General features: G+C 43.2%; 28 protein-coding genes and 1 pseudogene. 4 read left to right on the plus strand and 25 right to left on the minus strand.

Translation table 11 applies throughout. The annotated features are described in order from the left end of the window. Window positions 1-313: 313 nt before the first annotated feature. The 6 genes from G5B12_RS11180 to rpmJ all read right to left on the minus strand — a co-directional run bounded on the left by G5B12_RS11180 (window position 314) and on the right by rpmJ (window position 3,918). On the minus strand, window positions 314-850 hold the full coding sequence (locus G5B12_RS11180) for a bL17 family ribosomal protein (RefSeq protein WP_021976084.1): 537 nt from the start codon (window positions 848-850) through the stop codon (window positions 314-316). A 176-nt stretch (window positions 851-1,026) separates the two neighbouring features. Then, window positions 1,027-1,986: a DNA-directed RNA polymerase subunit alpha gene (locus G5B12_RS11185; protein ID WP_021976085.1), complete on the minus strand. Its 960-nt coding sequence runs from the start codon at window positions 1,984-1,986 to the stop codon at window positions 1,027-1,029. An 84-nt stretch (window positions 1,987-2,070) separates the two neighbouring features. Continuing rightward, window positions 2,071-2,664, minus strand: coding sequence for a 30S ribosomal protein S4 (gene rpsD, locus G5B12_RS11190; RefSeq protein WP_021976086.1), 594 nt, complete (start codon window positions 2,662-2,664; stop codon window positions 2,071-2,073). Window positions 2,665-2,680: 16 nt separating this feature from the next. Continuing rightward, complete coding sequence (gene rpsK / locus G5B12_RS11195; RefSeq protein WP_015526942.1) at window positions 2,681-3,073, minus strand: 30S ribosomal protein S11; 393 nt, start codon at window positions 3,071-3,073, stop codon at window positions 2,681-2,683. A 55-nt stretch (window positions 3,074-3,128) separates the two neighbouring features. Beyond that, a complete protein-coding gene (rpsM, locus tag G5B12_RS11200; protein WP_008707282.1) occupies window positions 3,129-3,497 on the minus strand; it encodes a 30S ribosomal protein S13 in 369 nt (122 codons plus the stop codon). A 307-nt stretch (window positions 3,498-3,804) separates the two neighbouring features. Next, window positions 3,805-3,918, minus strand: a complete 114-nt coding sequence (gene rpmJ, locus G5B12_RS11205) for a 50S ribosomal protein L36 (protein WP_003022746.1) — start codon at window positions 3,916-3,918, stop codon at window positions 3,805-3,807. 258 nt (window positions 3,919-4,176) lie between these two features. Here rpmJ and G5B12_RS11210 point away from each other — a divergent pair, with 258 nt between their 5' ends. Then, window positions 4,177-4,908, plus strand: coding sequence for a YoaK family protein (locus G5B12_RS11210; RefSeq protein WP_021976087.1), 732 nt, complete (start codon window positions 4,177-4,179; stop codon window positions 4,906-4,908). A 243-nt stretch (window positions 4,909-5,151) separates the two neighbouring features. On the opposite strand, the gene G5B12_RS11215 is transcribed toward G5B12_RS11210, so the two are convergent. Both G5B12_RS11215 and G5B12_RS11220 read right to left on the minus strand, forming a co-directional pair. Beyond that, a complete protein-coding gene (locus G5B12_RS11215) occupies window positions 5,152-5,889 on the minus strand; it encodes a leucine-rich repeat domain-containing protein (protein ID WP_174088288.1) in 738 nt (245 codons plus the stop codon). A 302-nt stretch (window positions 5,890-6,191) separates the two neighbouring features. Then, window positions 6,192-6,467: a recombinase family protein gene (locus G5B12_RS11220; protein WP_174088290.1), complete on the minus strand. Its 276-nt coding sequence runs from the start codon at window positions 6,465-6,467 to the stop codon at window positions 6,192-6,194. A gap of 190 nt (window positions 6,468-6,657) precedes the next feature. On the opposite strand from G5B12_RS11220, the gene G5B12_RS11225 reads away from it, so the two are divergent. Next, window positions 6,658-6,912, plus strand: coding sequence for a helix-turn-helix domain-containing protein (locus G5B12_RS11225; protein WP_021976089.1), 255 nt, complete (start codon window positions 6,658-6,660; stop codon window positions 6,910-6,912). Between the two features lie 370 nt (window positions 6,913-7,282). Here the strand turns inward: G5B12_RS11225 and G5B12_RS17525 are convergent. The 4 genes and pseudogenes from G5B12_RS17525 to treP all read right to left on the minus strand — a co-directional run. Then, window positions 7,283-7,552 (minus strand): annotated as a pseudogene (locus G5B12_RS17525) (transposase); the annotation flags it as partial. Between the two features lie 528 nt (window positions 7,553-8,080). Beyond that, window positions 8,081-8,902, minus strand: coding sequence for a hypothetical protein (locus G5B12_RS11235; protein WP_118071084.1), 822 nt, complete (start codon window positions 8,900-8,902; stop codon window positions 8,081-8,083). A 161-nt stretch (window positions 8,903-9,063) separates the two neighbouring features. Then, window positions 9,064-10,710 carry an alpha,alpha-phosphotrehalase gene (gene treC / locus G5B12_RS11240; RefSeq protein WP_021976091.1) on the minus strand — a complete coding sequence of 549 codons (1,647 nt, stop codon included), beginning with the start codon at window positions 10,708-10,710 and terminating at the stop codon, window positions 9,064-9,066. A gap of 60 nt (window positions 10,711-10,770) precedes the next feature. Continuing rightward, window positions 10,771-12,750, minus strand: coding sequence for a PTS system trehalose-specific EIIBC component (gene treP / locus G5B12_RS11245; RefSeq protein WP_174088292.1), 1,980 nt, complete (start codon window positions 12,748-12,750; stop codon window positions 10,771-10,773). Between the two features lie 300 nt (window positions 12,751-13,050). On the opposite strand from treP, the gene G5B12_RS11250 reads away from it, so the two are divergent. Then, window positions 13,051-13,776 carry a UTRA domain-containing protein gene (locus tag G5B12_RS11250; protein WP_021976093.1) on the plus strand — a complete coding sequence of 242 codons (726 nt, stop codon included), beginning with the start codon at window positions 13,051-13,053 and terminating at the stop codon, window positions 13,774-13,776. A 124-nt stretch (window positions 13,777-13,900) separates the two neighbouring features. Next, window positions 13,901-15,223: a sodium-dependent transporter gene (locus tag G5B12_RS11255; RefSeq protein ID WP_174088294.1), complete on the plus strand. Its 1,323-nt coding sequence runs from the start codon at window positions 13,901-13,903 to the stop codon at window positions 15,221-15,223. Window positions 15,224-15,335: 112 nt separating this feature from the next. Here G5B12_RS11255 and G5B12_RS11260 read toward each other — a convergent pair whose 3' ends face one another. The 13 genes from G5B12_RS11260 to rplE form a co-directional block, all read right to left on the minus strand. Continuing rightward, entirely contained in the window at window positions 15,336-17,477 is a 2,142-nt protein-coding gene (locus G5B12_RS11260; protein WP_174088296.1) for a hypothetical protein, read from the minus strand. Between the two features lie 176 nt (window positions 17,478-17,653). Further along, entirely contained in the window at window positions 17,654-17,872 is a 219-nt protein-coding gene (infA, locus tag G5B12_RS11265) for a translation initiation factor IF-1 (RefSeq protein ID WP_005428560.1), read from the minus strand. A gap of 34 nt (window positions 17,873-17,906) precedes the next feature. Beyond that, window positions 17,907-18,665, minus strand: coding sequence for a type I methionyl aminopeptidase (map, locus tag G5B12_RS11270; RefSeq protein ID WP_021975812.1), 759 nt, complete (start codon window positions 18,663-18,665; stop codon window positions 17,907-17,909). A gap of 2 nt (window positions 18,666-18,667) precedes the next feature. After that, window positions 18,668-19,312 carry an adenylate kinase gene (locus G5B12_RS11275; RefSeq protein WP_021975811.1) on the minus strand — a complete coding sequence of 215 codons (645 nt, stop codon included), beginning with the start codon at window positions 19,310-19,312 and terminating at the stop codon, window positions 18,668-18,670. A 98-nt stretch (window positions 19,313-19,410) separates the two neighbouring features. After that, the gene (gene secY / locus G5B12_RS11280; protein WP_021975810.1) at window positions 19,411-20,724 is read right to left on the minus strand and encodes a preprotein translocase subunit SecY; all 1,314 of its coding nucleotides are present in this window, start codon (window positions 20,722-20,724) and stop codon (window positions 19,411-19,413) included. Beyond that, window positions 20,724-21,164, minus strand: a complete 441-nt coding sequence (gene rplO, locus G5B12_RS11285) for a 50S ribosomal protein L15 (RefSeq protein ID WP_015526933.1) — start codon at window positions 21,162-21,164, stop codon at window positions 20,724-20,726. Before rplO ends, secY begins: the two co-directional genes overlap by 1 nt. A gap of 12 nt (window positions 21,165-21,176) precedes the next feature. After that, window positions 21,177-21,356: a 50S ribosomal protein L30 gene (gene rpmD / locus G5B12_RS11290; protein WP_015526932.1), complete on the minus strand. Its 180-nt coding sequence runs from the start codon at window positions 21,354-21,356 to the stop codon at window positions 21,177-21,179. Window positions 21,357-21,369: 13 nt separating this feature from the next. Then, window positions 21,370-21,879 carry a 30S ribosomal protein S5 gene (gene rpsE / locus G5B12_RS11295; protein ID WP_015526931.1) on the minus strand — a complete coding sequence of 170 codons (510 nt, stop codon included), beginning with the start codon at window positions 21,877-21,879 and terminating at the stop codon, window positions 21,370-21,372. A gap of 17 nt (window positions 21,880-21,896) precedes the next feature. Next, window positions 21,897-22,265, minus strand: a complete 369-nt coding sequence (gene rplR / locus G5B12_RS11300; RefSeq protein ID WP_021975809.1) for a 50S ribosomal protein L18 — start codon at window positions 22,263-22,265, stop codon at window positions 21,897-21,899. A gap of 17 nt (window positions 22,266-22,282) precedes the next feature. Beyond that, window positions 22,283-22,822 (minus strand): 50S ribosomal protein L6, encoded by a 540-nt coding sequence (gene rplF / locus G5B12_RS11305; protein ID WP_118062096.1) that lies wholly within the window; start codon window positions 22,820-22,822, stop codon window positions 22,283-22,285. An 87-nt stretch (window positions 22,823-22,909) separates the two neighbouring features. Continuing rightward, window positions 22,910-23,311, minus strand: a complete 402-nt coding sequence (gene rpsH, locus G5B12_RS11310) for a 30S ribosomal protein S8 (RefSeq protein ID WP_015526928.1) — start codon at window positions 23,309-23,311, stop codon at window positions 22,910-22,912. Window positions 23,312-23,388: 77 nt separating this feature from the next. Beyond that, window positions 23,389-23,574 carry a type Z 30S ribosomal protein S14 gene (locus G5B12_RS11315; RefSeq protein WP_015526927.1) on the minus strand — a complete coding sequence of 62 codons (186 nt, stop codon included), beginning with the start codon at window positions 23,572-23,574 and terminating at the stop codon, window positions 23,389-23,391. A gap of 13 nt (window positions 23,575-23,587) precedes the next feature. Beyond that, entirely contained in the window at window positions 23,588-24,127 is a 540-nt protein-coding gene (gene rplE, locus G5B12_RS11320; RefSeq protein WP_021650765.1) for a 50S ribosomal protein L5, read from the minus strand. Window positions 24,128-24,133: the final 6 nt, after the last annotated feature.

The raw sequence follows: 24,133 nt of genomic DNA on the forward strand, positions 1-24,133 counted from the left end.
TACCGGAATATATGGCTCCCATTCTCCGGAATGGTGGCTCTCAAAGTCCGGACAGGTGGCTCTGAGAGTCCCGGAATAATCATCGTCACAAATGGCAATGGTCATCATCGTCATACTTATGTATCCCCTCTTGTTCTGTCATTGTATCTTTTTGTTCTATATATTATATCATGATTCATTATTTAATTTATGTCATCTTCATGTAATTTATGGTCGTAAATCCGCCATTTCTGCATTTTTTCAACTATTTAAGCATACAAAAAAAGGACATCTGCATTTCTGCAAATGTCCTTTAAAATGGTCAGAATTACAATTATACAAGCTCGATGAGAACTTCCATAGCTGCGTCGCCTTTACGCTGACCGATCTTAACGATTCTTGTGTAACCACCGTTACGATCTGCGTATTTCGGAGCGATCTCGCTGAACATCTTGTCAACCATGTCAACTTCTTTTGTGTTTTTCTTTCTGCCAGCGCCCTTAGCAGGAACCTCTGTTACAGGATAGAAAACTTTCATCATCTCACGACGTGCATGAAGTCTGGAAGGAGCATCTTTCTTGATCTCTTTCTGTACTTCATCGTAAACTGTTTTCTTCTTGCCGTCTACGACTTCTTTTACACGTTTTCCGTCAGCATCTTTGCGGGCAACTTTAGCTGTTACTGTAACTGTCTCGAAATTGTCTTTCTCACGTACAGCCATAGCGATAAGTCCCTCAGCGATCTTGCGGATCTCTTTAGCCTTAGCTTCTGTTGTCACGATCTTTCCGTGATGAAGAAGGTTTGTAACCTGATTTCTCAGGAGTGCTTTTCTCTGGTTAGATGTTCTGCTTAATTTTCTATATTTTGCCATTTTATTATCCTCCATCTGTGGGACACCAGGACATGCTTGTTCGGTCTTACTGTCCTGCTGCTGACACCCCACTCATTATTCTGTTTCCGGCGGTGTGCACGCACGTACGGCATGCTGGTACCAGAACCTGTTATCCAGTTACGGTTCGCGACATTCACCGCGAACCGTCAACATTATTATTCCTCTGTAGGCTGGAGCTGAAGTCCCAGCTCTTTGAGTTTCGCAAGTACTTCCTCTAATGATTTGCGGCCCAGATTACGAACCTTCATCATATCGTCAGAAGTCTTGTTGCATAATTCTTCAACCGTATTGATACCGGCTCTCTTAAGGCAATTATAGGAACGAACAGAGAGTTCAAGCTCATCAATGCTCATCTCCAGAACCTTTTCCTTCTCATTGTCTTCTTTCTCGATCATAACCTCAGCGGTCTTAGCATTCTCGGAAAGATCAATGAACAGGCTTAAATGCTCGCTGAGAACCTTCGCTGCAAGGCTGACTGCCTCGTCCGGATCAAGTGTTCCATTGGTATATACATCCAGTGTAAGCTTGTCGAAGTCAGTTACCTGACCAACTCGTGTATTCTCGACGATCATGTTGACTCTGTCAACCGGAGTGTAGATTGCATCAACTGCGATCACACCGATCGGCATATCATCGGTTTTGCCTTTGTCTGCGCTGATATAACCACGTCCCTTGGTAATGGTAAGTTCCATGGCCAGTCTGCAGTCTTTTCCGCCGTTCAGGGTTGCGATCACCTGATCCGGGTTCATGATCTCAATATCCTGATCTGCCTGGATATCAGCTGCTGTAACAACACCTTTTCCCTCACACTCGATGTATGCGGTCTTCGGCTCATTGTCACTGCTGTGATTCTTGATGGCAAGAGATTTCAGATTCATGATGATCTCGGTTACATCTTCCTTCACGCCCGGAATGGAGCTGAATTCATGAAGTACACCATCGATCTTTACCTGGCTTACTGCAGCTCCCGGAAGGGAGGACAGCATAATTCTTCTTAAAGAATTGCCAAGGGTAGTACCGTAACCTCTTTCAAGAGGCTCTACAACGAATCTTCCAAACTTCTTATCTTCGGATATTTCGGTAATTTCGATTTTTGGTTTATTGAAATCAAACACTATAAGGTTCCCTCCTTCTGGGTTAATCAACATTCGAGGGTATTACCAATTTTTATAACTGTAGACACTGTAAACAGTTACTAATTATTTAGAATACAGCTCGACGATAAGCATCTCGTTTACAGGAACATCGATCTGCTCTCTTGTAGGAAGCTCTTTAATTACACCCTTCAGGTTCTCCTGATCAGCATCGATCCACTCCGGAACAAGTCTTCCACCTGTAACCTCAAGGATTCCTTTATATCTCTCAGAACCTTTGCTCTTCTCTCTGATCTCGATTGTATCGCCTGCTTTGCAGAGATAGGACGGAATGTTTACGCATTTTCCGTTAACAAGTACGTGCTTGTGATCTACGATCTGACGAGCCTCTCTTCTTGTTCTTGCAAATCCCATACGGAAAACGATATTGTCAAGTCTGCTCTCAAGCATAACCATAAGGTTCTCACCTGTCTGGCCCTGCATTCTGTCGGCTTTCTTGTAGTAGTTACGGAAAGGTTTCTCAAGAACTCCGTAGATGAATTTTGCTTTCTGTTTCTCTTTTAACTGAAGTCCGTACTCAGATACCTTGCGGTTTGCACGTTTTAACTGTCTTGTGGACTTCTTATCAATTCCTAAGTAAATCGGATCCAGGCCAAGGGATCTGCATCTTTTCAGAACAGGTACTCTGTTTACTGCCATTTCAACTACCTCCTAATTAGACTCTTCTGCGTTTTGGTGGACGGCATCCATTGTGAGGAACCGGAGTTACGTCACGAATGCTGGTTACTTCAAGTCCGCATGCCTGAAGCGCACGGATTGCTGCTTCACGGCCTGAGCCCGGGCCTTTTACCATAACGTCTACTGTTTTTAATCCATGAATTAAAGCAGCTTTTGTTGCAGTCTCTGCTGCCATCTGTGCTGCATAAGGGGTAGATTTCCTTGAACCTTTAAATCCAAGACCACCGGCACTTGCCCATGAAAGAGCGTTTCCCTCGTTATCTGTCAGTGTAACGATTGTATTGTTGAAGGAAGACTGAATGTGTGCCTGTCCGTGTTCAACGTTTTTCTTGACACGACGTTTTGTCGTTTTCTTTGTAACTTTTGCCATTTTAAAACTAACCTACACTTTCCTTTTTTTGAAATTAATTAGTTATATCTATAAATTATTTCTTCTTGTTTGCAACTGTTCTCTTCGGTCCCTTGCGAGTTCTCGCATTTGTCTTGGTCTTCTGACCACGAACCGGGAGTCCTTTACGATGACGGATACCTCTGTAGCATCCGATCTCCTGCAGTCTCTTGATGTTAAGGGCGATTTCCCTTCTCAGATCACCTTCTACTGTCATTGTCTCATCAATAACAGCGCTCAGTCTCTTAACCTCGTCATCAGTCAGATCTCTGACACGTGTGTCAGGATTAACCTCTGCTTTAGCAAGAATTTTGTCTGCGCTTGGTCTACCAATTCCATAAATGTAGGTAAGACCGATTTCAATACGTTTCTCTCTTGGTAAGTCTACACCAGCTATACGAGCCATGTACTGTTTCCTCCATTTTCTGTTTCTGAAAGTCCTGCATATCGTATGTCACTTGCTCCCGCAAGGTGAAATGGGACATATCAACCTGCCGCTTTCTTTTCTAGTTTCCTAATTGGGGTGCCTCGGTAAAACACCCAGCTGTAATTGGCGAATCACAGCCTTTCCGAAATTGCGGATCTTAACCGCTGTTGCCTCTCGGTATTAGGCAATACATGCTTATTATTCACTCAGTAGAACAACCCTTCCGGGTGTTTCATACTGCAGCCGCACGTTTCACAAACATTCCAAAGAAGTTCCGATATGGAAATCAACCCTGACGCTGTTTGTGCTTCGGGTTCTCACAGATGATTCTGATGGATCCCTTTCTTTTAATGACCTTGCACTTCTCGCAGATCGGCTTTACAGATGATCTTACTTTCACTGGAAATCCTCCTTCCGTAAATTAGTCTCATATCTGCAGTTTCATAGGCGCACTCATACACAGTATTTGCGCGCTTGAAATATATACTAACACCTGTTTTCCTGAAATGCAAGAAAAAATTTTAAAAATTTTTGATTTTTTTTACAGACTGTATTATAATGGGTGGCAAAGTCCGGCAGAACCTGTCAAACTTCTTATATCCTGTACTTTCATACAGACGGAAAGCTGCCCATTTTTATATGAAAGGAATCTTTATATATGCATACGGAAATGAAATATCGTTTTCTGATCCATTACACCTTATCTTTTATCGGAGGATATCTGGGGCTTTACGCCATTGTATCAAGAGCCGATCTTTTCGGCAACGCACAGACTGCCAACCTTCTCGGTGTTGTGCGTGATATCATCGGCAGAGACTTTTCGGACATGATGCTGCGTGTGGGCGCACTTCTGATCTATATGACAGCTGTGATCCTTACGGTCTGGATACCGGAACATTTTTCCACAGATCTTCGTTTTATCAGTATCGGAATTGATATCTGTGCAGTTTTGCTGCTTGGTTTCCTGCCAGCCAGAATGAGCCCGGTCGTAGCTCTTTATCCGGTATTCTTCGCAATGCCTTTCCAGTGGTGTACTTTCAAGGCTCCCGGCGGATATAACAGCTCGACGATCTTTTCCACCAACAATCTCCGCCAGTTCACCACTGCTGTCACACAGTTTCTTATGAAAAAAGATGACGCACAGCGTGATAAGGCGAAATTCTACGGAATGACGCTGCTGTCTTTCCATGCAGGTGCTGCTCTTTCTCTGATCCTTTATATGTACTGTGGATTGTCCGGTGTGTGGGTCTGTCTGATCTCGGCTTTCTATGCGGTGTGGCTGATTGCTGCGGACCGCAGTACTGCCGCTGATACTTCTAGCGTATCTCAAAAGAAAACTTCTGCCCCAAGCAATTATAGAAATATTTCCTACAAGAAAAAAGAAGCCTGAATCAAAATGAGCCATTGATTAATAATGATTTTTAACACCGTCAGCTCTAAATAAAACTATCCCGGCAAGTACAAGTTTTTACACTTTGCAGCTTGTTCGGGATAGTTCTATTTTAAGAAATAACATTCATCTTGGAACACAAAGCTCTCTTATCTGAAGTTTTGCATCCGCATTTTTCTATGCTGTTTTTTCGGTGCGTTTTCCCTCAAATTTACTTAATTTTTTCCGACATTCCCATTTTCTTTATTTTTTATAGACCGCCGTGGAACTCATTCCTCTGGATTTTAAAAGCTTCTTGTATGCATTCAGCTGTTTTGCCGGAACTTTGACAGTCAGCTTTTTATATGTTCCTGCAAAGGCTTTTTCACCAATAGTTTTATTAGATAATACTCCTGTCTTGATAATAACGGTTCTGAGATTTTTACAGTTATAGAACGCCTGTTTACCAATTCTGCTGACGGTTTCTGAGATTGTAATACTACTCAGACTTACGCAATTGGCAAATGCTCTGTCTACAATCTTCATTATATTATTTCCACCACTTACTTTATTCAACTTTCTGCATCCCCAAAATACATCCGTACCTATTACTGTCACATTCTTTCCAATAGTAACAGTTTTGAGGACCGTATTATTTTTAAAAGCATTTGCTGATATTCCCGTTACTTTACATGTAATTCCATTTATTTTAACTCTATCAGGAATTCTTACAGATGCTTTCTTATAAAACGGCTTTGTAAATTCAACGCTCATTCCATCCTTCAGTACCTTGTAAACTCCATTTGTAGCTTTATCATTTATGACTTTTCCAAGTGTTACAGTCTGTGGTTTGAGTTTTGCAATCTTTTCAGTTCTTGTCACTCCACAGAAAGTACAGGTAAATGTTTTGATTCCTTCCTTCGTAGTGGTAGCCGCTGTTGTAATTTTTCCCGCATTCCACGTATGTTTCGTTTTCGGAATTATTGTTCCTTCTTTCAGCAACTTGCCACAATCCTGGCAAAAAATATCGCCACTGTAACCATCGGATTTACAGGATGCTTTTTTTGAAAATTTCGTAATAGTATTTACATGTCCGGTCGCATGGATTTCTTCTATTCTTGTGGATCTACATACTTCGCAAGTGAATGTTCTGATTCCTTTTTCTGTACAGGTTGCATTTTTCGTTACTTTTCCTTCATCCCAGGTATGGGGTTCTTTCGGAATAGTTTTTCCAGAAGAAATTTTTATGCCGCAGTCTGTACAATAAACATCGCCTGTATAACCTTCCTGTATGCAGTTTGCTTCTATCTCATTACGCAGTTCTGTATACTGATGTCCTGTTGCCGGAATTTCTTCTGTGCTTGTTTTTCTACATCTTGTACAAGTGTAAGTTTTACTTCCAGGTTCTTTGCAAGTTGCATCCTTTGTAATTTTTCCACTATCCCACATATGACCTGTTGCCCCGACTGATAGTCACAATATATATTTTTCTTTTTAATTTGGTAAGGTTCCAGAGCTAACAGCTGCCTGTCTATACTTTGTTCCTTGGTAGATACTCTAATATATGCATATTTCTCCATTTTTTTGTCCTCCTGTATTTTTTTTATAATCCAGTAGACATTTACACATCCAATTCACCTATATATAGGTAACATTTTAATAATATTCTTTTATTTACTTAAAGTCAACTATGTAAAGGTAATTTTATATTTTTCCTCTGTTATGATGAACTCAACTTTACAAAGATAACTAATCATAACAGGTGACCGTATGACTTATTCTGATATTTATGCATTACGTATCTGTCAGCTCTGCAAAAATCGTAAAATTACGATAAACAAGCTTGCAACACTGGCTGGACTGAAACAATCCACAATAGATAATATTATACGAGGAAAAAGCAGGAATCCCCAAGTAAGAACACTCCATAAAATCGCTAATGTATTTGGAATGACCTTAAGTGAGTTTCTTGATTTTCCGGAACTCAATGACTATTCCATTGATGATGAAGAAGATGATGAATAATGATTTTTAACACTGTCACTCCCAAATAACATTTATTTTGGGATACAAAAAAACCCTTATCTAAAGTTTAGCATTCGCATTTTTTCAATGCTTTTTCCCTTAAATTACTTGATTTTTCTTTCTTCCTTTTTTAGCATAACAGAAACAGGATTTCCTGATACGCCACAGTTTCTTCCTGTTCAGACTTATAGTATACTTAAATAATCAAATAGAGAGACACCATTTTATTAGTTGAAAAAGCAAGAATCTTTCAACAACCGTTGAAGAATCTGCGGTTGAGCTTCTTCATCGCTACTCTGGCAGACTCCATCAGCGGCCATTCTTTCCTAAGCCTCCCTTTCAGCATGCCTTATTTTAAACTGCTTTGTTTTCAACCATCAAATTCTATGTCAATTTTAACGCAAAAGTGATTTCCTGTCCTTCCTGCCTGAATACTGCGATTCATCCGAAGCATGATTCCATACTCACTTGTGATCCGTTCCAGATTTTCTTCCCGTTTCTGGACCATTATCTTCGACACCATCAACACTTTTTTACGTTTTTCCATAGATGTTTTGCAGTTATTCCCTTTGATACATTCTGTTTTATAAGAACAACCAGTGCAGTCTGAACATCTGTAATAAGTTTTTATACTGACATATCCTCTCGTCGTTTTACTTCTTCATTCATTTGTAACTGTTCCTCCACTTTCGTACCTGTCATCTGCAACGATTTCTGAATATGTTTCTATGTCAAGAAAAAGCACTCTTTAAAAGCGCTGTATCTGGCCACTTTTAAGGCTACGAAAAATAGGCCAGTACAATTCGAAACTGGGTGCAGGTATATAACAAACTGAGTATTATATACGAAAGGTGCCATCCAGAGTAACAAGTAAACCGACGATTAAGACGGGCGCCCCCTGTGCTTGACATATAATTCAACAACTTTTATATAAAACAAGGGCGAAGGGTCTATCACCCTTGCATTCGTAAAAGAATCTTATTTACAGACTTTTTCTCACAATCTCAAATAAAATAATCCCAAACAAGTTACAAAACGTAAAAACTTTGTACTTGCCGGGATCATTTTATTTGGAACTGACGGTGTTAAAATCATTATTAACCGACAGCCCCTCTGTTTTTCTATTTATTTTTCAGACCTCAGACTATTATGAAATTTAGAAATTTTCTTATCCGGCAATTCCTCTGCTCCACGCAGTAAGAGCTTTCTTGTTATTTCCGTTGAGATCACATCTGCACTTTCTTGTTTTCCAGTCATAAGTAGCTTCTGTATAATAAATATAGTTGCCCTTTACAGATACTTTAATAGCTCTGTCACTAATTATTTTGCATTTGCTTCCATCTCTGTTTATCAGATAGACAGGACCTCCATGAGGGAATCCCACAGCTGTAACCAAGACTTTGTTTTTCACGCTCTGTACTGTTGAACAATCCTTCCCCAGACGTTTTATCTGTCTTTTTTTCAGATTTACCACTGCAAAATTTCCCAGTCCGTCACCATACTGGGTCTGATATCCCATATAAAGATAGGTGCCATCGCAGCCGATAATGCTATCCGCAGGTCCCTCCCCCCTGAAGCTTATCAGCACTTTATTTTTACGGGTTTTCAGATTATACTGAACCAGTTTACGATTTTTGTAAGTTCCTCCAAAGCTGCCGCTCCTCAGAAATGCTGCACTTTCATAATAAAGATATTTTCCGTTTGTTACAATGGAACCACTGGAACAGCTGTTAAGAAGCGCTTTCTTTTTACCATTCTTTGAAGCATATACAATATAACGATTGGTTCTGTCATTGTATTTCATAGAATAAATCGTGCCGTTTACTTTGCCGCTTTTATAAAAAGTAATCTTCTTATATGCACTGAGTCCGTTTGACGCGGCCTGTACATTCTCTGTTGTTCCTACTGCTGTAAACAGCATACTGAATGCCAGCAGTAATACCATACATATGGTCAGCAGTCTGTTACCTTGGTTTCGTTTGTTTTTCATAATTTTCCTTCCTTTCCTGTTGCGGTGTTTACAGATATCGTATATCTATATTTTACACTACAGGAAGACTGTATGTCCATAGATACAAAAAAGAAACAGGTTCTGATTTATTTTCAGTTCCTGTTTCTTTTCATTTTAATCAGGTGGGCATTTTTTTAATTTTATAAAGCTGAATCTAATACGATTGTCTCAAACGGTCTTAATGTGATCTTTCCATCTTCTGCAGTGATCTTCTCATAGTTTCCAAGACGTTTCTGATATGCTTTCCATTCCGGTTGCTGCCGGATCGTTACATTCTCTGCTGTCAGATTATTAAGAACGATCAGTTCTTCTCCCTGATAGTTACGTCTGTATGCCAGCACATCTGCATTTTCTTTTTCCAGAAATTCGATAGTTCCCTCTGCTATGATATCTTTTTCTTTTCGAAGGGCAATCAGTTTCTTATAGAAGCTGTAAATGGAGTCCGGATCTTTAAGTTCTGTTTCTGCATTGATCTCCTTATAATTCTCGGGAGCTTCGATCCACGGTGTTCCTTCTGTGAATCCTGCGTTTTTGTCATCAGACCACTGCATCGGTGTTCTGCTGTTGTCTCTTGATCTGGCAGCCAGAACCTTAAGAGCCTGCTCTTTGGTTTTTCCCTGATCAAGAAGGATTTTATAATAATTCAGGCTCTCCACATCACGGTACTGGGAAATATCGTTGTAGTGGGCATTGGTCATTCCCAGTTCCTCTCCCTGATAAACATAAGGAGTTCCCCGCATCATGTGAATCGCCGCTGCCAGCATCTTGGCGGATTCTTTCCAGTAAAGGTCCTCATTGCCCATTCTGGACACAACTCGCGGCTGATCGTGATTGCACCAGAAAAGTGCATTCCAGCCATCTCCATCCTGCATTCCCATCTGCCATGTCTCGAACAGTTTTTTCAGTGCTATTCTGTCAGGCTCCATCAGTGTCCATTTATCTCCGTCCTTATAATCTACTTTCAGATGATGGAAATTAAAGCACATGGAAAGCTCTTTTTCCTTCCGTCCTGAATAACGAATACAGTTCTCAAGCGAAGTGGAAGACATTTCTCCTACTGTGATCATATCCTCAATGCCTGTATCTCTGGTCAGTTCCTTAAGATATTCATGTACATGAGGACCGTCTGTATAAAATCTTCTTCCGTCGCCTTCCAGATCATCCTCAAACAGCTCAGGCTTGGAAATTACATTAATTACATCAAAACGGAAGCCTTTTATCCCTTTGTTTTTCCAGAAGCGGATAACTTTTTTCAGTTCGCCACGGACTTCCGGGTTCTCCCAGTTCAGATCTGCCTGGGTAACATCATAAAGATGGAGATACCATTTTTTCAGTGATGGTACATACTCCCATGCAGGACCGCCGAATTTTGACTGCCAGTTTGTCGGAATCTGATCTTCCGGTTCATCCCGGAATATGTAGTAGTCCTGATATTTTTTTTCTCCTGCAAGGGCTCTCCGGAACCATTCATGCTCTGTGGATGTGTGGTTGAATACCATATCCAACATCAGACCAATTCCACGGTTATCACACTCTCGGATCAGTTCATCCATATCCTCCATGGTTCCAAACTGTGGATTGATCTTATAATAATCTGCCACATCATAACCGTTATCGTTCATTGGAGAGATAAATACCGGTGTAATCCAGAGATAATCAATTTCTAATTCTTTGAGATAATCCAGCTTTTCAATGATTCCACGGATGTCACCAAAACCATCCCCATCCGAATCCCTGAAGGATTTCGGATAAACCTGATATACTGTCTTTCTGCCAAAATCTGTCATAATTCTTTCCTCCTAAATCAATCGGACATTCATGATCCGATCTCACAGCCTGTACCCACTTCAGTTAAATAAAACGATCTCTGTTTTTCCTGCTTCTGCGTGAATATCTGTTACAAATTCAAAATCTTTCGCATTGCCTTCTTCTGTCACAATACATACTGTCACATCCGGATGGCCTGCTGTCCTAATCTTTTCCCTGTCAAAACGTACCAACGGTGTTCCCTGCTTTACTTTCTGGTTCAGAGATACCAGATACTCAAAACCGTCACCTTGCATTTCCACTGTATCAATTCCAATATGGAGAAGGATCTCCATGCCGTTCTCAAGAGTCAGCCCGCAGGCATGTCTGGACTCGTCCATAAGAACAGTTACTTCACCGTCACATGGCGCATAAAGAGTATCGTTCTCCGGAAGGATGGCAAGACCGTCACCCATAACTCCTTCGGAAAATACGCCGTCATTTACTTCCTTCAGAGGAATTACTTTTCCTGTAAGGAAAGCTCTGAGAGTGTTTGCTCCATCTCCGTTAAGTTCTGTTGTTTCTGTATTTTCTGTTGCGCTGATGCTGCCGGCTTCTGCTGATACATCCACTGTATCTGCGCTGTCCCCGGCTCCCACTCGATCTGCCATGGAAAGTTTTTTCTTTCCAACAATAAATGTCAGTGTCATCGGAATCACAAAAGCGATCACCATACAGATTGCAAAGCTTCCCATATATTTCGGCTGAATGGACAGGATTCCCGGGATTCCACCTACACCTACTGCGTTGGCTGTTGTAGAAGTCATAACGCAGACAACTGCTGAAATAGCAGATCCGATCATTCCATAGATAAACGGGAATCCGTATTTCAGGTTTACACCAAAGATTGCCGGCTCTGTTACTCCAAGGTAACAGGAAATTCCTGCCGGAACATTGACTTCCTGTGCTGCTACATTCTTTTTCTGAAGGATGATCATTCCCATAACCGCAGAACCCTGAGCAATATTGGAAAGTGCGATCATCGGCCACAGCATGGTTCCGCCATAATCTGCGATCAGCTGAAGGTCAATAGCATTGGACATATGATGAAGTCCTGTGATAACAAGAGGTGCATAAACAAATCCGAAAATTGCACCAAATACAACTTTAAAGGATCCTGTGATTCCTGCATATACTACGGAAGAGATCGCAGAACCGATCTTCCATCCGATAGGACCTACAATAAAATGCGCAGCCATTACAGCAAGTACAAGACTGCAGAATGGAACTACAACACTTGAGATCACCTGAGGAGATATTTTTCTGAAGAACCTCTCAAGATAAACAAGTACAAACGCTGCCATGATCGCCGGAAGCACCTGTGCCTGATAACCGATCATGTTCACTTTTACAAATCCGAAATCCCATTTCGGAATATCCGCTGCTGCTGTTCCGGCTACAGAATAAGCGTTGAGAAGCTGGCCGGAAACTAGGGTAAGTCCAAGGACGATACCAAGCATCTCCGTTGTGCCCATTTTCTTGGTCACAGACCAGCAGATACCTACCGACAGCATGTGGAAGATTGCTTCACCGATCAGCCACAGGAAACTGTCCATTCCGGACCAGAACTGACTGATATCACATAAAGTTTTCGTTCCATTCTCAAAGAAGTAAATGCTGTCAATACAGTTTCGAAATCCCAGGATCAGACCACCGGTGATGATAGCCGGGATCAGCGGTGCAAAGATCTCTGCCAGTGCAGCGATCACCTTCTGGAGAACATTCTGGTTCTTCTTTGCTGCCTGCTTCACTGCATCCTTGGAAACGCCTTCCACTCCTGCCACTTTTACAAAATCATTGTAAAAATCAGCGACTGCATTTCCGATGATCACCTGAAACTGTCCCGCCTGTGTGAAGCTTCCCTTTACCACCTTCATAGCTTCGATTGCTTCCACATCCGCCTTTGACGGATCATTGAGTACAAAACGCATTCTAGTTACACAATGTGATACAGCTGCAATGTTCTCTTTTCCTCCGATGAGGCGAAGCAGCTGCTGGGCATCCTGTGTATACTTTCCCATTTTCCTTTCCTCCATTACATTTTGATGATTATTTCCCTTTGTTCTGATTTGTTTAAACATGTTGTCGATGTTTTATTTATATCACGCTTGTTTAAACATGTCAATATGCTTTTTAAAACTTGTTTAAACATTTCAAAGTATTTGCATTGCGCTTGCCTGCAAAATCTTTTATAATGATCCTATAGCATTTCCATAAATTACTGCATCAAGTTCAGCTGCTCAGAACATAAATTGCCGGAAATGCTATAGGAATCATAAATCCTGCTATATTTTTTGACCGAACATGAATGGAGAATAGAAATGCCAAGAAGTATTTATGAAGATATCTATAAAGATCTGAAAATGAAAATCGAAGATAACACTTTTGCCTACCAGGAGCTTCTTCCCCCTGAAAACACCCTGATCCAGACCTACGGCTGCTCCCGAAATACTCTGCGCCGCGCAGTTGGCCTTCTTGTCAGTGACGGCTATGTACAAACCATGCAGGGAAAAGGTGTCCGCAATATCTACCGTCCAAGTGAGCAGACTGCCTTCACCATCGGTGAGATCGAAACATTCAAGGAATCTGCTACAAGGAACGGCCAGAATGCCCGCACGGAAGTTGTTCTTTTCACTGAACTGTGCATCAGTGAAAAACAGGCCTCTTACACCGGCTTTCCTGTCGGAGCTGAAGTTTACTATATCCAGCGTATCCACTATCTGGATGATATTCCGCTGATCATCAACCATAACTATTTTCTGAAAGAATCTGTTCCCGGCCTTACTGCCGAGATTGCCAGACATTCCATCTATGAATATCTGGAACAGGAACTTCATATGACCATTGTCAACAGCAAACGTGTGATGACTGTGGAAAAGGTCACAGAGATTGATGAAAAATATCTTCATCTGAATGTAAAAGATTATAACTGCGTGGCTGTGGTATCCAGCCAGACTTACAACAGTGACGGTGTTATGTTTGAGTATACCCAGTCCCGCCATCGTCCGGATCACTTCCGTTTTTATGACAACGCCCTGCGCCGGTGATCCAACAGGCTCCCTGACACTCCCCTTGCGGAAATGCTCAGATTTCCCAATGCTGTGCTGTTTCTTCTTTTCCTGAACTGTGTTATACTGAAACAATCAAATGGAGAGAGGAATTTTTATTCTTATGAAAAAGCGAGAATCTTTTAACAGCCGCTGGGGGTTCATTCTGGCCTGTATCGGGTCTGCGGTTGGAATGGGAAATATCTGGATGTTTCCTACCAGAGTTTCCCTGTATGGAGGGGGATCGTTTCTGATCCCGTATTTTATTTTTGTGGCACTGATCGGATTTACAGGGGTGATCGGTGAGATGAGTTTCGGGCGTGGAACACGTTCCGGCCCCATTGATGCTTTTGGTCTTGCCTGCGAAACAAAAGGCAGGAGGAAACTGGGCGAAACCCTTGGATGGATCCCTGTTGCCGGTGCACTTGCCATGGCTATCGGCTATACCGTTGTCATGGGCTGGATCTTCCGATATATGATCGGAACTTTTACAGGATCCACCCTGGCTCCTGCAGATATTGAGTCCTTTGGTTCCAAATTCGGCGGCATGGCATCTGCCTGGGGAAACAATCTCTGGCAGCTGGCTGCTCTTGTGATCTGTATGTTTATCCTGATGTATGGTGTTGGAAGTGGTATCGAAAAGGCAAACAAGATCATGATGCCGATCTTTTTCGTACTGTTTGTGATCCTTGGCATCTATGTTGCTTTTCAGCCTGGCTCTGCTGCCGGATACCGTTACATCTTCCGTGTGGAACCAGAAGTTCTGGCGAAACCATCCACCTGGATCTTTGCACTTGGGCAGGCATTTTTCTCCCTGTCCGTTGCAGGTAACGGAACACTGATCTACGGGTCCTACCTTCCGGACAGTGAAGATATCCCGGCTTCTGCAGCCAGAGTTGCACTTTTTGATACGCTGGCTGCCATGCTGGCTGCACTCGTGATCATTCCTGCAATGGCAACTACCGGTGCACAGCTTGATCAGGGTGGGCCTGGACTTCTGTTCATCTATCTGCCTCACCTGATCAAAACCATGCCAGGCGGCCGGATCATTGCCATTATCTTCTTTGTGGCGGTATTCCTTGCAGGCATGACTTCTCTTATGAACCTTTATGAGGCACCAATCGCCACAGTCCAGGAAAAAACAGGCCTTGGCCGTATCCCTTCCTGTATGGTGATCGCAGCTATCGGAGTCGTAGTTTCTCTTCTGATCCAGGGCATCGTCTCTGACTGGATGGATGTACTTTCTATCTATATCTGCCCTCTTGGCGCAGGACTTGCAGGAATCATGTTCTTCTGGGTATTTGGCCGGAACTATGTAGAGAGCCAGATCAACAAGGGCCGTGAAAAACCATTCACAAAATATTTTTATCCGGTGTGTAAATATCTTTATATTACGGTATGCTTTCTGGTGCTGATCCTTGGTATCGTGCTTGGCGGTATCGGATGATAAAACGCTGAAATTTACAGAATGGACTACATAAAAGAATCCCGCGGAAACGGTTTTAAACGTTTCCACGGGATTCTTTTCATTTATATTTTTGCAAAAGGGATGTTCTTTTTTAGAGGGTGTCCGGTTTCTCCACTTCATAATCAGACCAGGATGCAACCGCATCGCTGCCGGATGTATCTGCTGTATCTTCGTATTTATCTACAGTGATCGTATAATCGCTGTCGCCTTCTACATATACGGTTCCGTCTGTTCCTTTAACTGTGACGGTTTTTCCGGAGTCATCCACGATGGTTCCGGCATTGGAAAGTTTGGAGACGGTGCTGTCACCGGTTACTGTCCAGGTAGAATCGTCGCTGACATATACGTTGCAGTAACCATCTCCGCCGTTGCCGGCAAAGCTTTCATCGTCTACAATGGCTCCGGTAAGATTACTTCCATCGGTCATATAGAAATCAAGCTGGCTGATGGTGTCCCAGATTACATCACCTTCCATATCCTGGCTGATTGCAGTAAAGTCGCAGTCTGCTCCGTTGGCTCCGTTTTCGCCCCAGCCTCTTTCGTTGTTATTTCCTGTACAGCGGAGAAAATACTCATTGTCATTGTTGTATGTGATATCTACAGCATTCAGAGTGATGTCGCTCTCTGTGTTGGTTGTGTAGAACACACCGCCATTCTGTGATGTAAGGGTTCCTCCATCCATCTGGAAGGCGCTGTTTCCTACTTCGGAATCACCGGACATGCTCTGGTAGAGGATTACGGTCCAGGTGCTGTCATTCTGGCTTAAATCGCTCATATTTCCGGTGAGATCGCAGTCAAATAGATGCAATGAGTTCAGGCCTTCGATGCATACTGCTTCTGATCCGTTTGCTGTAAGTGTGGCATCCTTTACCGCAATATCGGCAGTGCAATATACAGCCGGCGAGCCTTCGCCGTTGGATGTATAGGTTCCGCCGTCTACTACCATGGTTCCGCCGCCACGGTCACTTCGGATGGCAGCTGCGGATTCTCCATCTGTCTCCACGTCCAGATCCCAGGCATATAATTTACCACCACCGGCTGCGTGGATCCCACCGGAAGTATCCTGTGTTGTCTTGATGGTAGTATCTGCCGCATAAACGGTTCCGTCGCCGTAGGCAAAAAGTCCTGCTCCGCCGGCTGCGTCAGTGGTTACGGTTCCGCCTTTTACATAGGCGTTGCCCTCTGTTGCAAGGAGTGCCGCTCCTACGCCGTAAAAGCTGGAGTTATCGCCGCCTGTGCTGTCGGAAGAATTTCTTGTGATGTCCACATTATCAAAGATTACATTTGCTCCTGATGATACAAGTACTGCATTTTCATCTGTTCCTGAGGATTCCAGGGATGTGTCGGATACTTCTGTATCGGAATTGTAGGTATTGGCTGCGTCGTAGCTGTCTACTCCCTGAGACTGGCCTCCTGGTGCTCCACCAGGGCCTCCCTGACCGCCCTGGCCTCCACTCATATCTGTACTCTGTACTTTGATGGTAAGGGCGTTTCCTTCATCATCTGTGGTGATGGCTACGATGTCATCTTCCTGGATGTTGGAAAGTTCAATGTTTTCACTCTGAGAATTATTGCCATCCGGCGCACCGCCCTGGGCCTGACCATTTCCGTTATCTCCGTCTGGTTTCTCAGGTGCTTCTCCATTTCCGTTATCTCCATCCGGTTTCTCAGGTGCTTCTCCCTGATTTCCTCCTGGAGCTCCGCCTGGACCTCCGGCGCTTTCTTTTGTGATCACTGTATCGTCTGTTACTGTGACTGTCATCTCATTTCCGGTCAGATCCAGCATGGAAGGCGCTTCTCCCTGATCTCCGCCTGGGGTACCACCATTTCCATCTGCATTGTCACCGTCCGGTTTCTCCTGGACTTCATCACTGCTGTCATCAGATGCTGCCTCTGCATCGGATTTGTCTGCTGTATCAGAAGAAGCATCTCCACCAGGTGCTCCACCATTTCCGCCCATTTCTTTCATCGTTCCAACTGCGATGATAATCTTTCCGTCTTCCACAGATTTCACTTCACCGTAGGTCACATCTTCCTCATCAGAATCCTCTTTATCCACATCTGCACTGCTGTCACTATCATCTGTGCTTTCTGCACTCTCTACTGTTGTATCTTCTGTTTCTTTATTCTCTGAACTTTCCGCTGTATTCGTTGTTGTCGCTGCCCCGCATGCAGTAACAGATGTAGCTGCCATCATAACTCCCAAGATCGCTGCAAGATATTTTTTCTTCATATGAACACCTCTCTTTTTTGTATGCTCATACTATATCAGCAAAATCTGTTCATTTTATGTTTAAAGCGTGAAAAAAATGTGAGTGATAAACTCCACTTCAGATTCTTTTTCTGCAGAAAAGGCCTAAAAAAAGACCTGGCAGCTTAACGCCACCAGGTCGTCTTTTACAATATTTCTTATTTATCTCTCCAGATGATTCTTCCCTTGGAAAGATCATACGGAGAAAGTTCGATCGTTACTTTATCTCCCGGGAGAATACGGATGAAGTTCATACGGAGCTTACCGCTGATATGGGCAAGTACCACATGTTTGTTTTCCAGTTCTACTTTAAACATCGCGTTAGGCAGTTTCTCCAGAACAGTGCCTTCTACTTCGATCACATCTGCTTTTGACATTTTTTACCTCCTATGTCATGACAACAATTGCTGCTTACAGATTTGTAAGCGTCAGAATCTCTGGTTCCCCATCTGTAATGAGGATCGTGTTTTCATAATGTGCGGAAAGTGAACCATCCATGGTTACTACTGTCCACTCATCGTCCAGCCATGCCACGTCCGCACGACCAAGGTTGATCATGGGCTCGACGGCCAGGGTCATTCCCGGAAGGAGCTTGATGCCCCTGCGCTTCTGCGGGAAGTTTGGAATCTGCGGATCCTCATGAAGATGAGTTCCGATTCCATGTCCTACAAGGTCACGTACAATACCGTAACGGTATTTCGCTGCGTGGGCTCCGATGGCTTTGGAAATATCATTTAAATGATTTCCGGCTTTTGCCATTTTCAGTCCTTCAAAAAAGCACTCTCTTGTAACTTTAATAAGCTGCTGTGCCTCTTTGGATACTTCACCTACCGCATAGGTACGTGCTGCGTCAGAATGGTAGCCCTTGTAAATCAGGCCGGCGTCGATCTTAACCAGATCCCCGTCCTGGATAATCTTCTCTTCGGATGGAATTCCATGCACAACCTCATCATTCAGGCTGATACAAAAAGAAGCCGGAAAACCTCCGTAATTCAAAAAGTTCGGAATACAGCCCATAGACCGGATCATTTCTTCTCCAATCTTATCAATCTCCTTGGTGCTGACGCCTGGTTTGATATAAGGGATCAAACCATCATGCACCTTCTCCAGAAGATGGCCGGATTCTCTCATAAGTTCTATTTCATGCTGTGTCTTAATTGTTACGGACATTCTTATTCTCCTAAGATGTCAACGATCTCCTGGAATACCTCATTCAGATCCCTGGTTCCGTCTACCGTCTTCAAAACACCCTGTCTGGTGTAATAGTCAATCAATGGCTGTGTCTGCTCATGATAAACATTCAGACGCTTCTGGACTGTTTCCGGCTTATCATCGTCACGGAGTACAAGCTTGTCACCACAGGTATCACAGACACCTTCTGTTTTCGGTGCTGCGAACTCAACATGATAAGTTGCACCGCATTTTACGCAGGCACGACGACCGCCCATACGTTTCACGATATTATCATCCGGTACATCCACATCGATTGCATAGTCAATTTTGCTTCCAAGTTTGTTCAGAGCCTCTGTCAGACATTCTGCCTGCGGAATTGTTCTCGGAAAACCATCCAGAACATATCCTTCTCTTGCATCCTCCTGCTGGATTCTGTCAACAACAAGGTCACAGGTCAGTTCATCCGGAACAAGAAGTCCCTGATCCATGTAAGTTTTTGCTTTGTTTCCAAGCTCGGTACCGTTTTTGATGTTGGCACGGAAAATATCTCCTGTGGAGATGTGCGGAATCCCATATTTCGCCGCAATTTTCTTGGCCTGAGTACCTTTGCCTGCCCCCGGTGCACCCAACATAATAATTCTCATAGCATACCCTCCATTTTCCTGTTTGCTGCCTGATTTTCAGACAGTCCTGTTTACAAATCAAGGCTGCGACACTTTCGCACCGCAACCTTCATTTTCAATTAGTTCAGGAAGCCTTTGTAATTACGTACAAGCAGCTGAGATTCCATCTGCTTAACGGTCTCCAGGATAACACCTACGATGATGATGATAGATGTTCCTCCGAAGGAAACGTTCGCGCCAAATACACCGTTAAAGAAGAACGGAATAACGGCCACGATAACAAGACCTACTGCACCTATAAATATAATATAATTCAGGATTTTAGTCAAATAATCTGAAGTCGGTTTTCCCGGACGGATGCCTGGGATAAAACCGCCCTGCTTTTTGATATTATCGGCTACTTCCAACGGATTAAAGGTAATGGATGTATAGAAGTATGCGAAGAATACGCAAAGTACTACATACACGATCAGACCCCAGCTATACTGGATCTGACTTGGATTACACCAGTTATTAGAGGAAAGTCCTCTTAAGATCTCACTTCCAATGCCTGTTCCGTTTCCTTTGCCAGCAAACTGTGCAATGATTGACGGGAATGACATAATGGAAGAAGCAAAAATAACCGGGATAACACCGGCAGTATTTACCTTGAGCGGGATGTTTGTGGACTGACCGCCCATCATCTTACGTCCAACCATCTTTCTGGAATACTGAACCGGAATTCTTCTCTCTGCTCCGTTGAGGATAAGTACGAGCACTACAACAAACAGGATGATCACAGCAATAATGCAGGCTGCGAGCATGCCTTTTGCAATTGTTTTGCCCTTGACGAAGTTCTCATAAAGAAGGGATACATCGCTCGGGATCCTGGACACGATATTGATTGTCAGGACGATGGAAATACCATTTCCAACACCCTTCTCTGTAATACGCTCGCCCAGCCACATAAGCATTGCGGAACCCGCTGTTAAACTTGCAACAACTACGATTCCTTTAAGGAAGTTCATGTTCGGGATCATACCCTGACGTCCGAATCCGATTGCCATGGCAACAGACTCAAACAGAGCAAGACCAACGGTTACATAACGTGTGATTGCTGTAAGCTTTTTTCTGCCTTCTTCTCCGTCACGCTGCATTTCTTCCAGTGCCGGAATGGCAATGGTAAGAAGCTGAATGATAATGGAAGAAGTAATGTAAGGTGTGATGTTCAATGCAAAAATTGACATCTGAGTAAAGGAACCGCCGGTGAACGCATCAAAGAAATTGAATGCGTCACCGGTATTAGATTCAAACCACTGCTTGAAGAAGTCACTGTCGACTCCCGGTACAGGAAGCTGGGATCCAATTCTGATCACGAATATCATCCAGATCAGATAGAGAAGTTTCCTTCTCATTTCCTTTACTTTGAAAACACTCTTAAGAGTCTCAAACATTAGATCACCTCTACTGTACCACCAGCAGCTTCAATTTTTGTTTTTGCAGTCTCGCTGACAGCGTTTACTTTAACATTGAGTTTTTTTGTAAGCTCGCCGTTTCCAAGGATCTTAACACCATCACCGATCTTGGAGATTGCACCGCTTGCAAGTAAGCTGTCAACTGTAACCTCTGCGCCATCCTCAAAACGATTGAGAACGTCTACATTGATTGCGATAATTTCTTTGGAGTTTCTGTTAGTGAAACCTCTCTTAGGAAGACGTCTGTATAAAGGCATCTGACCTCCCTCGAATCCCGGTTTCTTGTGACCGGAACGAGCAAGCTGTCCTTTATGTCCTTTACCAGCAGTTTTGCCGTTTCCTGAACCATGTCCACGGCCTCTTCTGAAGTTATCGCTATGCTTGGAACCCTCTGCGGGTCTTAAGTTTGATAATTCCATTCTGGCACCTCCTTAATCTTCTACTTTTACCAGGTGCTGCACCTGCTGAATCATTCCTCTGGTTGCAGCGTTGTCTGGCATCTCAACTGTTTTATGCATCTTTGTAAGACCCATAGCTTTTACAGTTTTTTTGTGCTTCGGTACTGCACCGATTGGAGATTTTACCAGTGTAACCTTGATTGTATCTGCCATTTCCATTTCCTCCTTAACCCAGAATCTCATCTACAGATTTTCCGCGGAGCTTTGCAACCTCTTCCGGAGTCTTTAACTGGCTCAGGCCTGCGATTGTTGCCAGAACTACGTTCTGTTTATTTCTGGAACCCATACATTTTGTACGGATGTTTTTGATACCAGCAAGCTCGATTACGGCACGTGCCGGGCCACCGGCGATAACTCCAGTACCTTCCGGAGCTCTCTTCAGAAGCATCTCAGCGCTTCCGAATTTTCCGATGAAGTCATGTGTAATGGAATTGTTCTCGTCTCTTGCAACAGTAACAAGTTTCTTCATAGCGTCCTCTTTACCTTTGCGGATCGCCTCCGGAATTTCTGCTGCTTTTCCTAAACCTGCACCAACGTGTCCATTGCCGTCACCTACAACAACTAAAGCTGTGAAACGGAAGTTACGACCACCTTTAACAACCTTGGTAACACGCTTGATTGATACTACTTTATCTTCTAACTCTAACTGACTAGCATCAATAAGATTACGTTTCATGTGTTCTTTTCCTCCTCTTAGAATTTCAGTCCAGCTTCTCTTGCTGCATCTGCCAGTGCTTTAACTTTTCCGTGGTAGATATATCCACCTCTGTCGAAAACAACGTTCTCGATACCAGCCTCGATGGCTTTTTTACCGATTACTGTTCCGACTTTTGCTGCAGCCTGTACATCGTCAGTGTTCTCAAGCTCTGCTTTTACGTCCTTCTGGAGAGTAGAAGCGGATACTAAAGTCTTACCAACTGTGTCATCAATAATCTGTGCATAGATGTGCTTGTTGGAACGAAATACTGCCAGACGAGGAGTAGTTGCAGTTCCGTTTAAATGATGACGTAATCTTCTATGCTTCTTTTCGCGAATTTCGCTTCTGGATGCTTTGTTAATCATATTCTCACTCTCCTTAATTATTTCTTACCGGTCTTACCGACTTTACGTCTGATAACTTCGTCAACGTACTTGATTCCCTTGCCCTTGTATGGCTCAGGTCTTCTCTTGTCTCTGATCTCAGCTGCGTACTGGCCAACTTTTTCTTTGCTGATACCAGATACGATGATCTTGTTTCCATCAACTGTGGACTCAAGACCTTCTGGATCTTCCATTTCTACCGGGTGAGAATATCCAAGGCTAAGTACGAGCTTCTTGCCCTGCTTAGCTGCTTTATAACCAACACCGTTAACCTCAAGCTCTTTTTTGTAGCCTTCGCTTACACCAACAACCATGTTGTGGATAAGGCTTCTTGTTAATCCGTGAAGGGATTTGATTCTCTTTAAGTCGTTCGGTCTTGTTACTACTACATGACCGTCTTCAACTTTGATCTCTAACTCTGTCGGGAGTGCTCTCTCAAGTGTTCCCTTAGGTCCTTTTACTGTTACAACGTTTCCATCAGCGACTGTAACCTCAACGCCAGCTGGAATTGCAACCGGAAGTCTTCCGATTCGTGACATAAATTTGTCCTCCTTACTTAGATTGTCGGAGAGGGCCCATGCCCTCTCTGTTTTCAGTTTAAAAGCTATATGACTGCCCTGTATGGACTACCATACGAATGCAAGTACCTCGCCACCAACCTGAAGCTTACGAGCCTCTTTGTCAGTGATAACGCCTTTGTTTGTGGAAAGGATTGCGATACCAAGTCCACCAAGAACCTTCGGAAGCTCATCCTTGCCTGCGTATACACGAAGACCTGGTTTGGAGATTCTCTTAAGTCCTGTGATGATCTTCTGATTTTTGTCCTCACCGTATTTCAGTGTGATGTGAAGAGTTTTAACAACTCCATCCTCAACCAGATCATATTTTGCGATGTATCCCTCATCTACAAGGATGTTTGCGATAGCAATTTTCATCTTGGATGCCGGTACGTCTACAGTGTCATGTTTTGCAGTGTTTGCGTTACGGATTCTTGTAAGCATATCTGCGATCGGATCGCTCATTGTCATGTAAGTTTCCTCCTCTTTCTTCAGACTTTACATGTCGTGTGAATTAATATATATCTAATCAAAAAGTTGCTTGCAGCCTACCAGGACGCTTTTTTAACACCCGGAATCTGACCTTTGTATGCCAGCTCACGGAAGCAGATTCTGCAAATTCCGTATTTTCTCAGGTATGCATGTGGACGGCCACAGATTCTGCAGCGAGTATACTCTCTTGTGGAGAATTTAGCTTTGCGCTGCTGTTTAATTTTCATTGCTGTCTTAGCCATGAATCTTTTCCTCCTATTTAGCAAATGGCATGTTGAATAATGTCAGTAATTCGCGTGCCTCTTCATCTGTTTTAGCAGTTGTAACGAAGATAACGTCCATTCCTCTTACTTTATCAACCTTATCGTACTCAACCTCTGGGAAGATCAGCTGCTCTTTGATACCAAGAGCGTAGTTTCCTCTGCCGTCGAATGCGTTCGGGTTAACACCACGGAAGTCACGTACACGTGGAAGAGCAAGGTTGATAAGACGATCAGCGAATTCATACATCTTCTCACCTCTCAGAGTAACTTTACATCCGATCGGCATACCCTCTCTGATTTTGAAGTTAGCGACAGATTTTTTAGCTTTTGTAGCGATTGCTTTCTGTCCTGTAACAAGTTCCATATCTGCGATTGCAGCGTCAAGAAGTTTAGCGTTCTCTTTCGCCTCGCCAACACCCATGTTAACAACGATTTTCTCGAGTTTTGGCACTTCCATTACGTTTTTGTATCCGAATTTCTTGGTCATGGCATCCATGATCTCGTTCTTGTAAAGATCTTTTAATCTACTCACCTTTAT

It is taken from the genome of Blautia sp. MSK.20.85 (genome assembly GCF_013317245.1).
Taxonomy (GTDB): Bacteria; Bacillota; Clostridia; order Lachnospirales; family Lachnospiraceae; genus Blautia_A.

Coding starts and splice junctions, on each gene's coding strand:
- G5B12_RS11180 (WP_021976084.1), bottom strand. CDS start 850: ATGGCAAAATATAGAAAATTAAGCAGAACATCTAACCAGAGAAAAGCA.
- G5B12_RS11225 (WP_021976089.1), top strand. CDS start 6,658: ATGACTTATTCTGATATTTATGCATTACGTATCTGTCAGCTCTGCAAA.
- G5B12_RS11250 (WP_021976093.1), top strand. CDS start 13,051: ATGCCAAGAAGTATTTATGAAGATATCTATAAAGATCTGAAAATGAAA.
- rpsK (WP_015526942.1), bottom strand. CDS start 3,073: ATGGCAAAAGTTACAAAGAAAACGACAAAACGTCGTGTCAAGAAAAAC.
- G5B12_RS11260 (WP_174088296.1), bottom strand. CDS start 17,477: ATGAAGAAAAAATATCTTGCAGCGATCTTGGGAGTTATGATGGCAGCT.
- rplF (WP_118062096.1), bottom strand. CDS start 22,822: ATGTCACGAATCGGAAGACTTCCGGTTGCAATTCCAGCTGGCGTTGAG.
- G5B12_RS11235 (WP_118071084.1), bottom strand. CDS start 8,902: ATGAAAAACAAACGAAACCAAGGTAACAGACTGCTGACCATATGTATG.
- map (WP_021975812.1), bottom strand. CDS start 18,665: ATGTCCGTAACAATTAAGACACAGCATGAAATAGAACTTATGAGAGAA.
- G5B12_RS11315 (WP_015526927.1), bottom strand. CDS start 23,574: ATGGCTAAGACAGCAATGAAAATTAAACAGCAGCGCAAAGCTAAATTC.
- rpsH (WP_015526928.1), bottom strand. CDS start 23,311: ATGACAATGAGCGATCCGATCGCAGATATGCTTACAAGAATCCGTAAC.
- treC (WP_021976091.1), bottom strand. CDS start 10,710: ATGACAGATTTTGGCAGAAAGACAGTATATCAGGTTTATCCGAAATCC.
- infA (WP_005428560.1), bottom strand. CDS start 17,872: ATGTCAAAAGCAGATGTGATCGAAGTAGAAGGCACTGTTCTGGAGAAA.
- G5B12_RS11275 (WP_021975811.1), bottom strand. CDS start 19,312: ATGAGAATTATTATGTTGGGTGCACCGGGGGCAGGCAAAGGTACTCAG.
- rplR (WP_021975809.1), bottom strand. CDS start 22,265: ATGATTAACAAAGCATCCAGAAGCGAAATTCGCGAAAAGAAGCATAGA.
- rpsD (WP_021976086.1), bottom strand. CDS start 2,664: ATGGCAGTAAACAGAGTACCTGTTCTGAAAAGATGCAGATCCCTTGGC.
- treP (WP_174088292.1), bottom strand. CDS start 12,750: ATGGGAAAGTATACACAGGATGCCCAGCAGCTGCTTCGCCTCATCGGA.
- rpsE (WP_015526931.1), bottom strand. CDS start 21,879: ATGAAACGTAATCTTATTGATGCTAGTCAGTTAGAGTTAGAAGATAAA.
- secY (WP_021975810.1), bottom strand. CDS start 20,724: ATGTTTGAGACTCTTAAGAGTGTTTTCAAAGTAAAGGAAATGAGAAGG.
- rpsM (WP_008707282.1), bottom strand. CDS start 3,497: ATGGCTCGTATAGCTGGTGTAGACTTACCAAGAGAGAAACGTATTGAA.
- G5B12_RS11220 (WP_174088290.1), bottom strand. CDS start 6,467: ATGGAGAAATATGCATATATTAGAGTATCTACCAAGGAACAAAGTATA.
- G5B12_RS11255 (WP_174088294.1), top strand. CDS start 13,901: ATGAAAAAGCGAGAATCTTTTAACAGCCGCTGGGGGTTCATTCTGGCC.
- rpmD (WP_015526932.1), bottom strand. CDS start 21,356: ATGGCAGATACAATCAAGGTTACACTGGTAAAATCTCCAATCGGTGCA.
- G5B12_RS11210 (WP_021976087.1), top strand. CDS start 4,177: ATGCATACGGAAATGAAATATCGTTTTCTGATCCATTACACCTTATCT.
- rplO (WP_015526933.1), bottom strand. CDS start 21,164: ATGGAATTATCAAACTTAAGACCCGCAGAGGGTTCCAAGCATAGCGAT.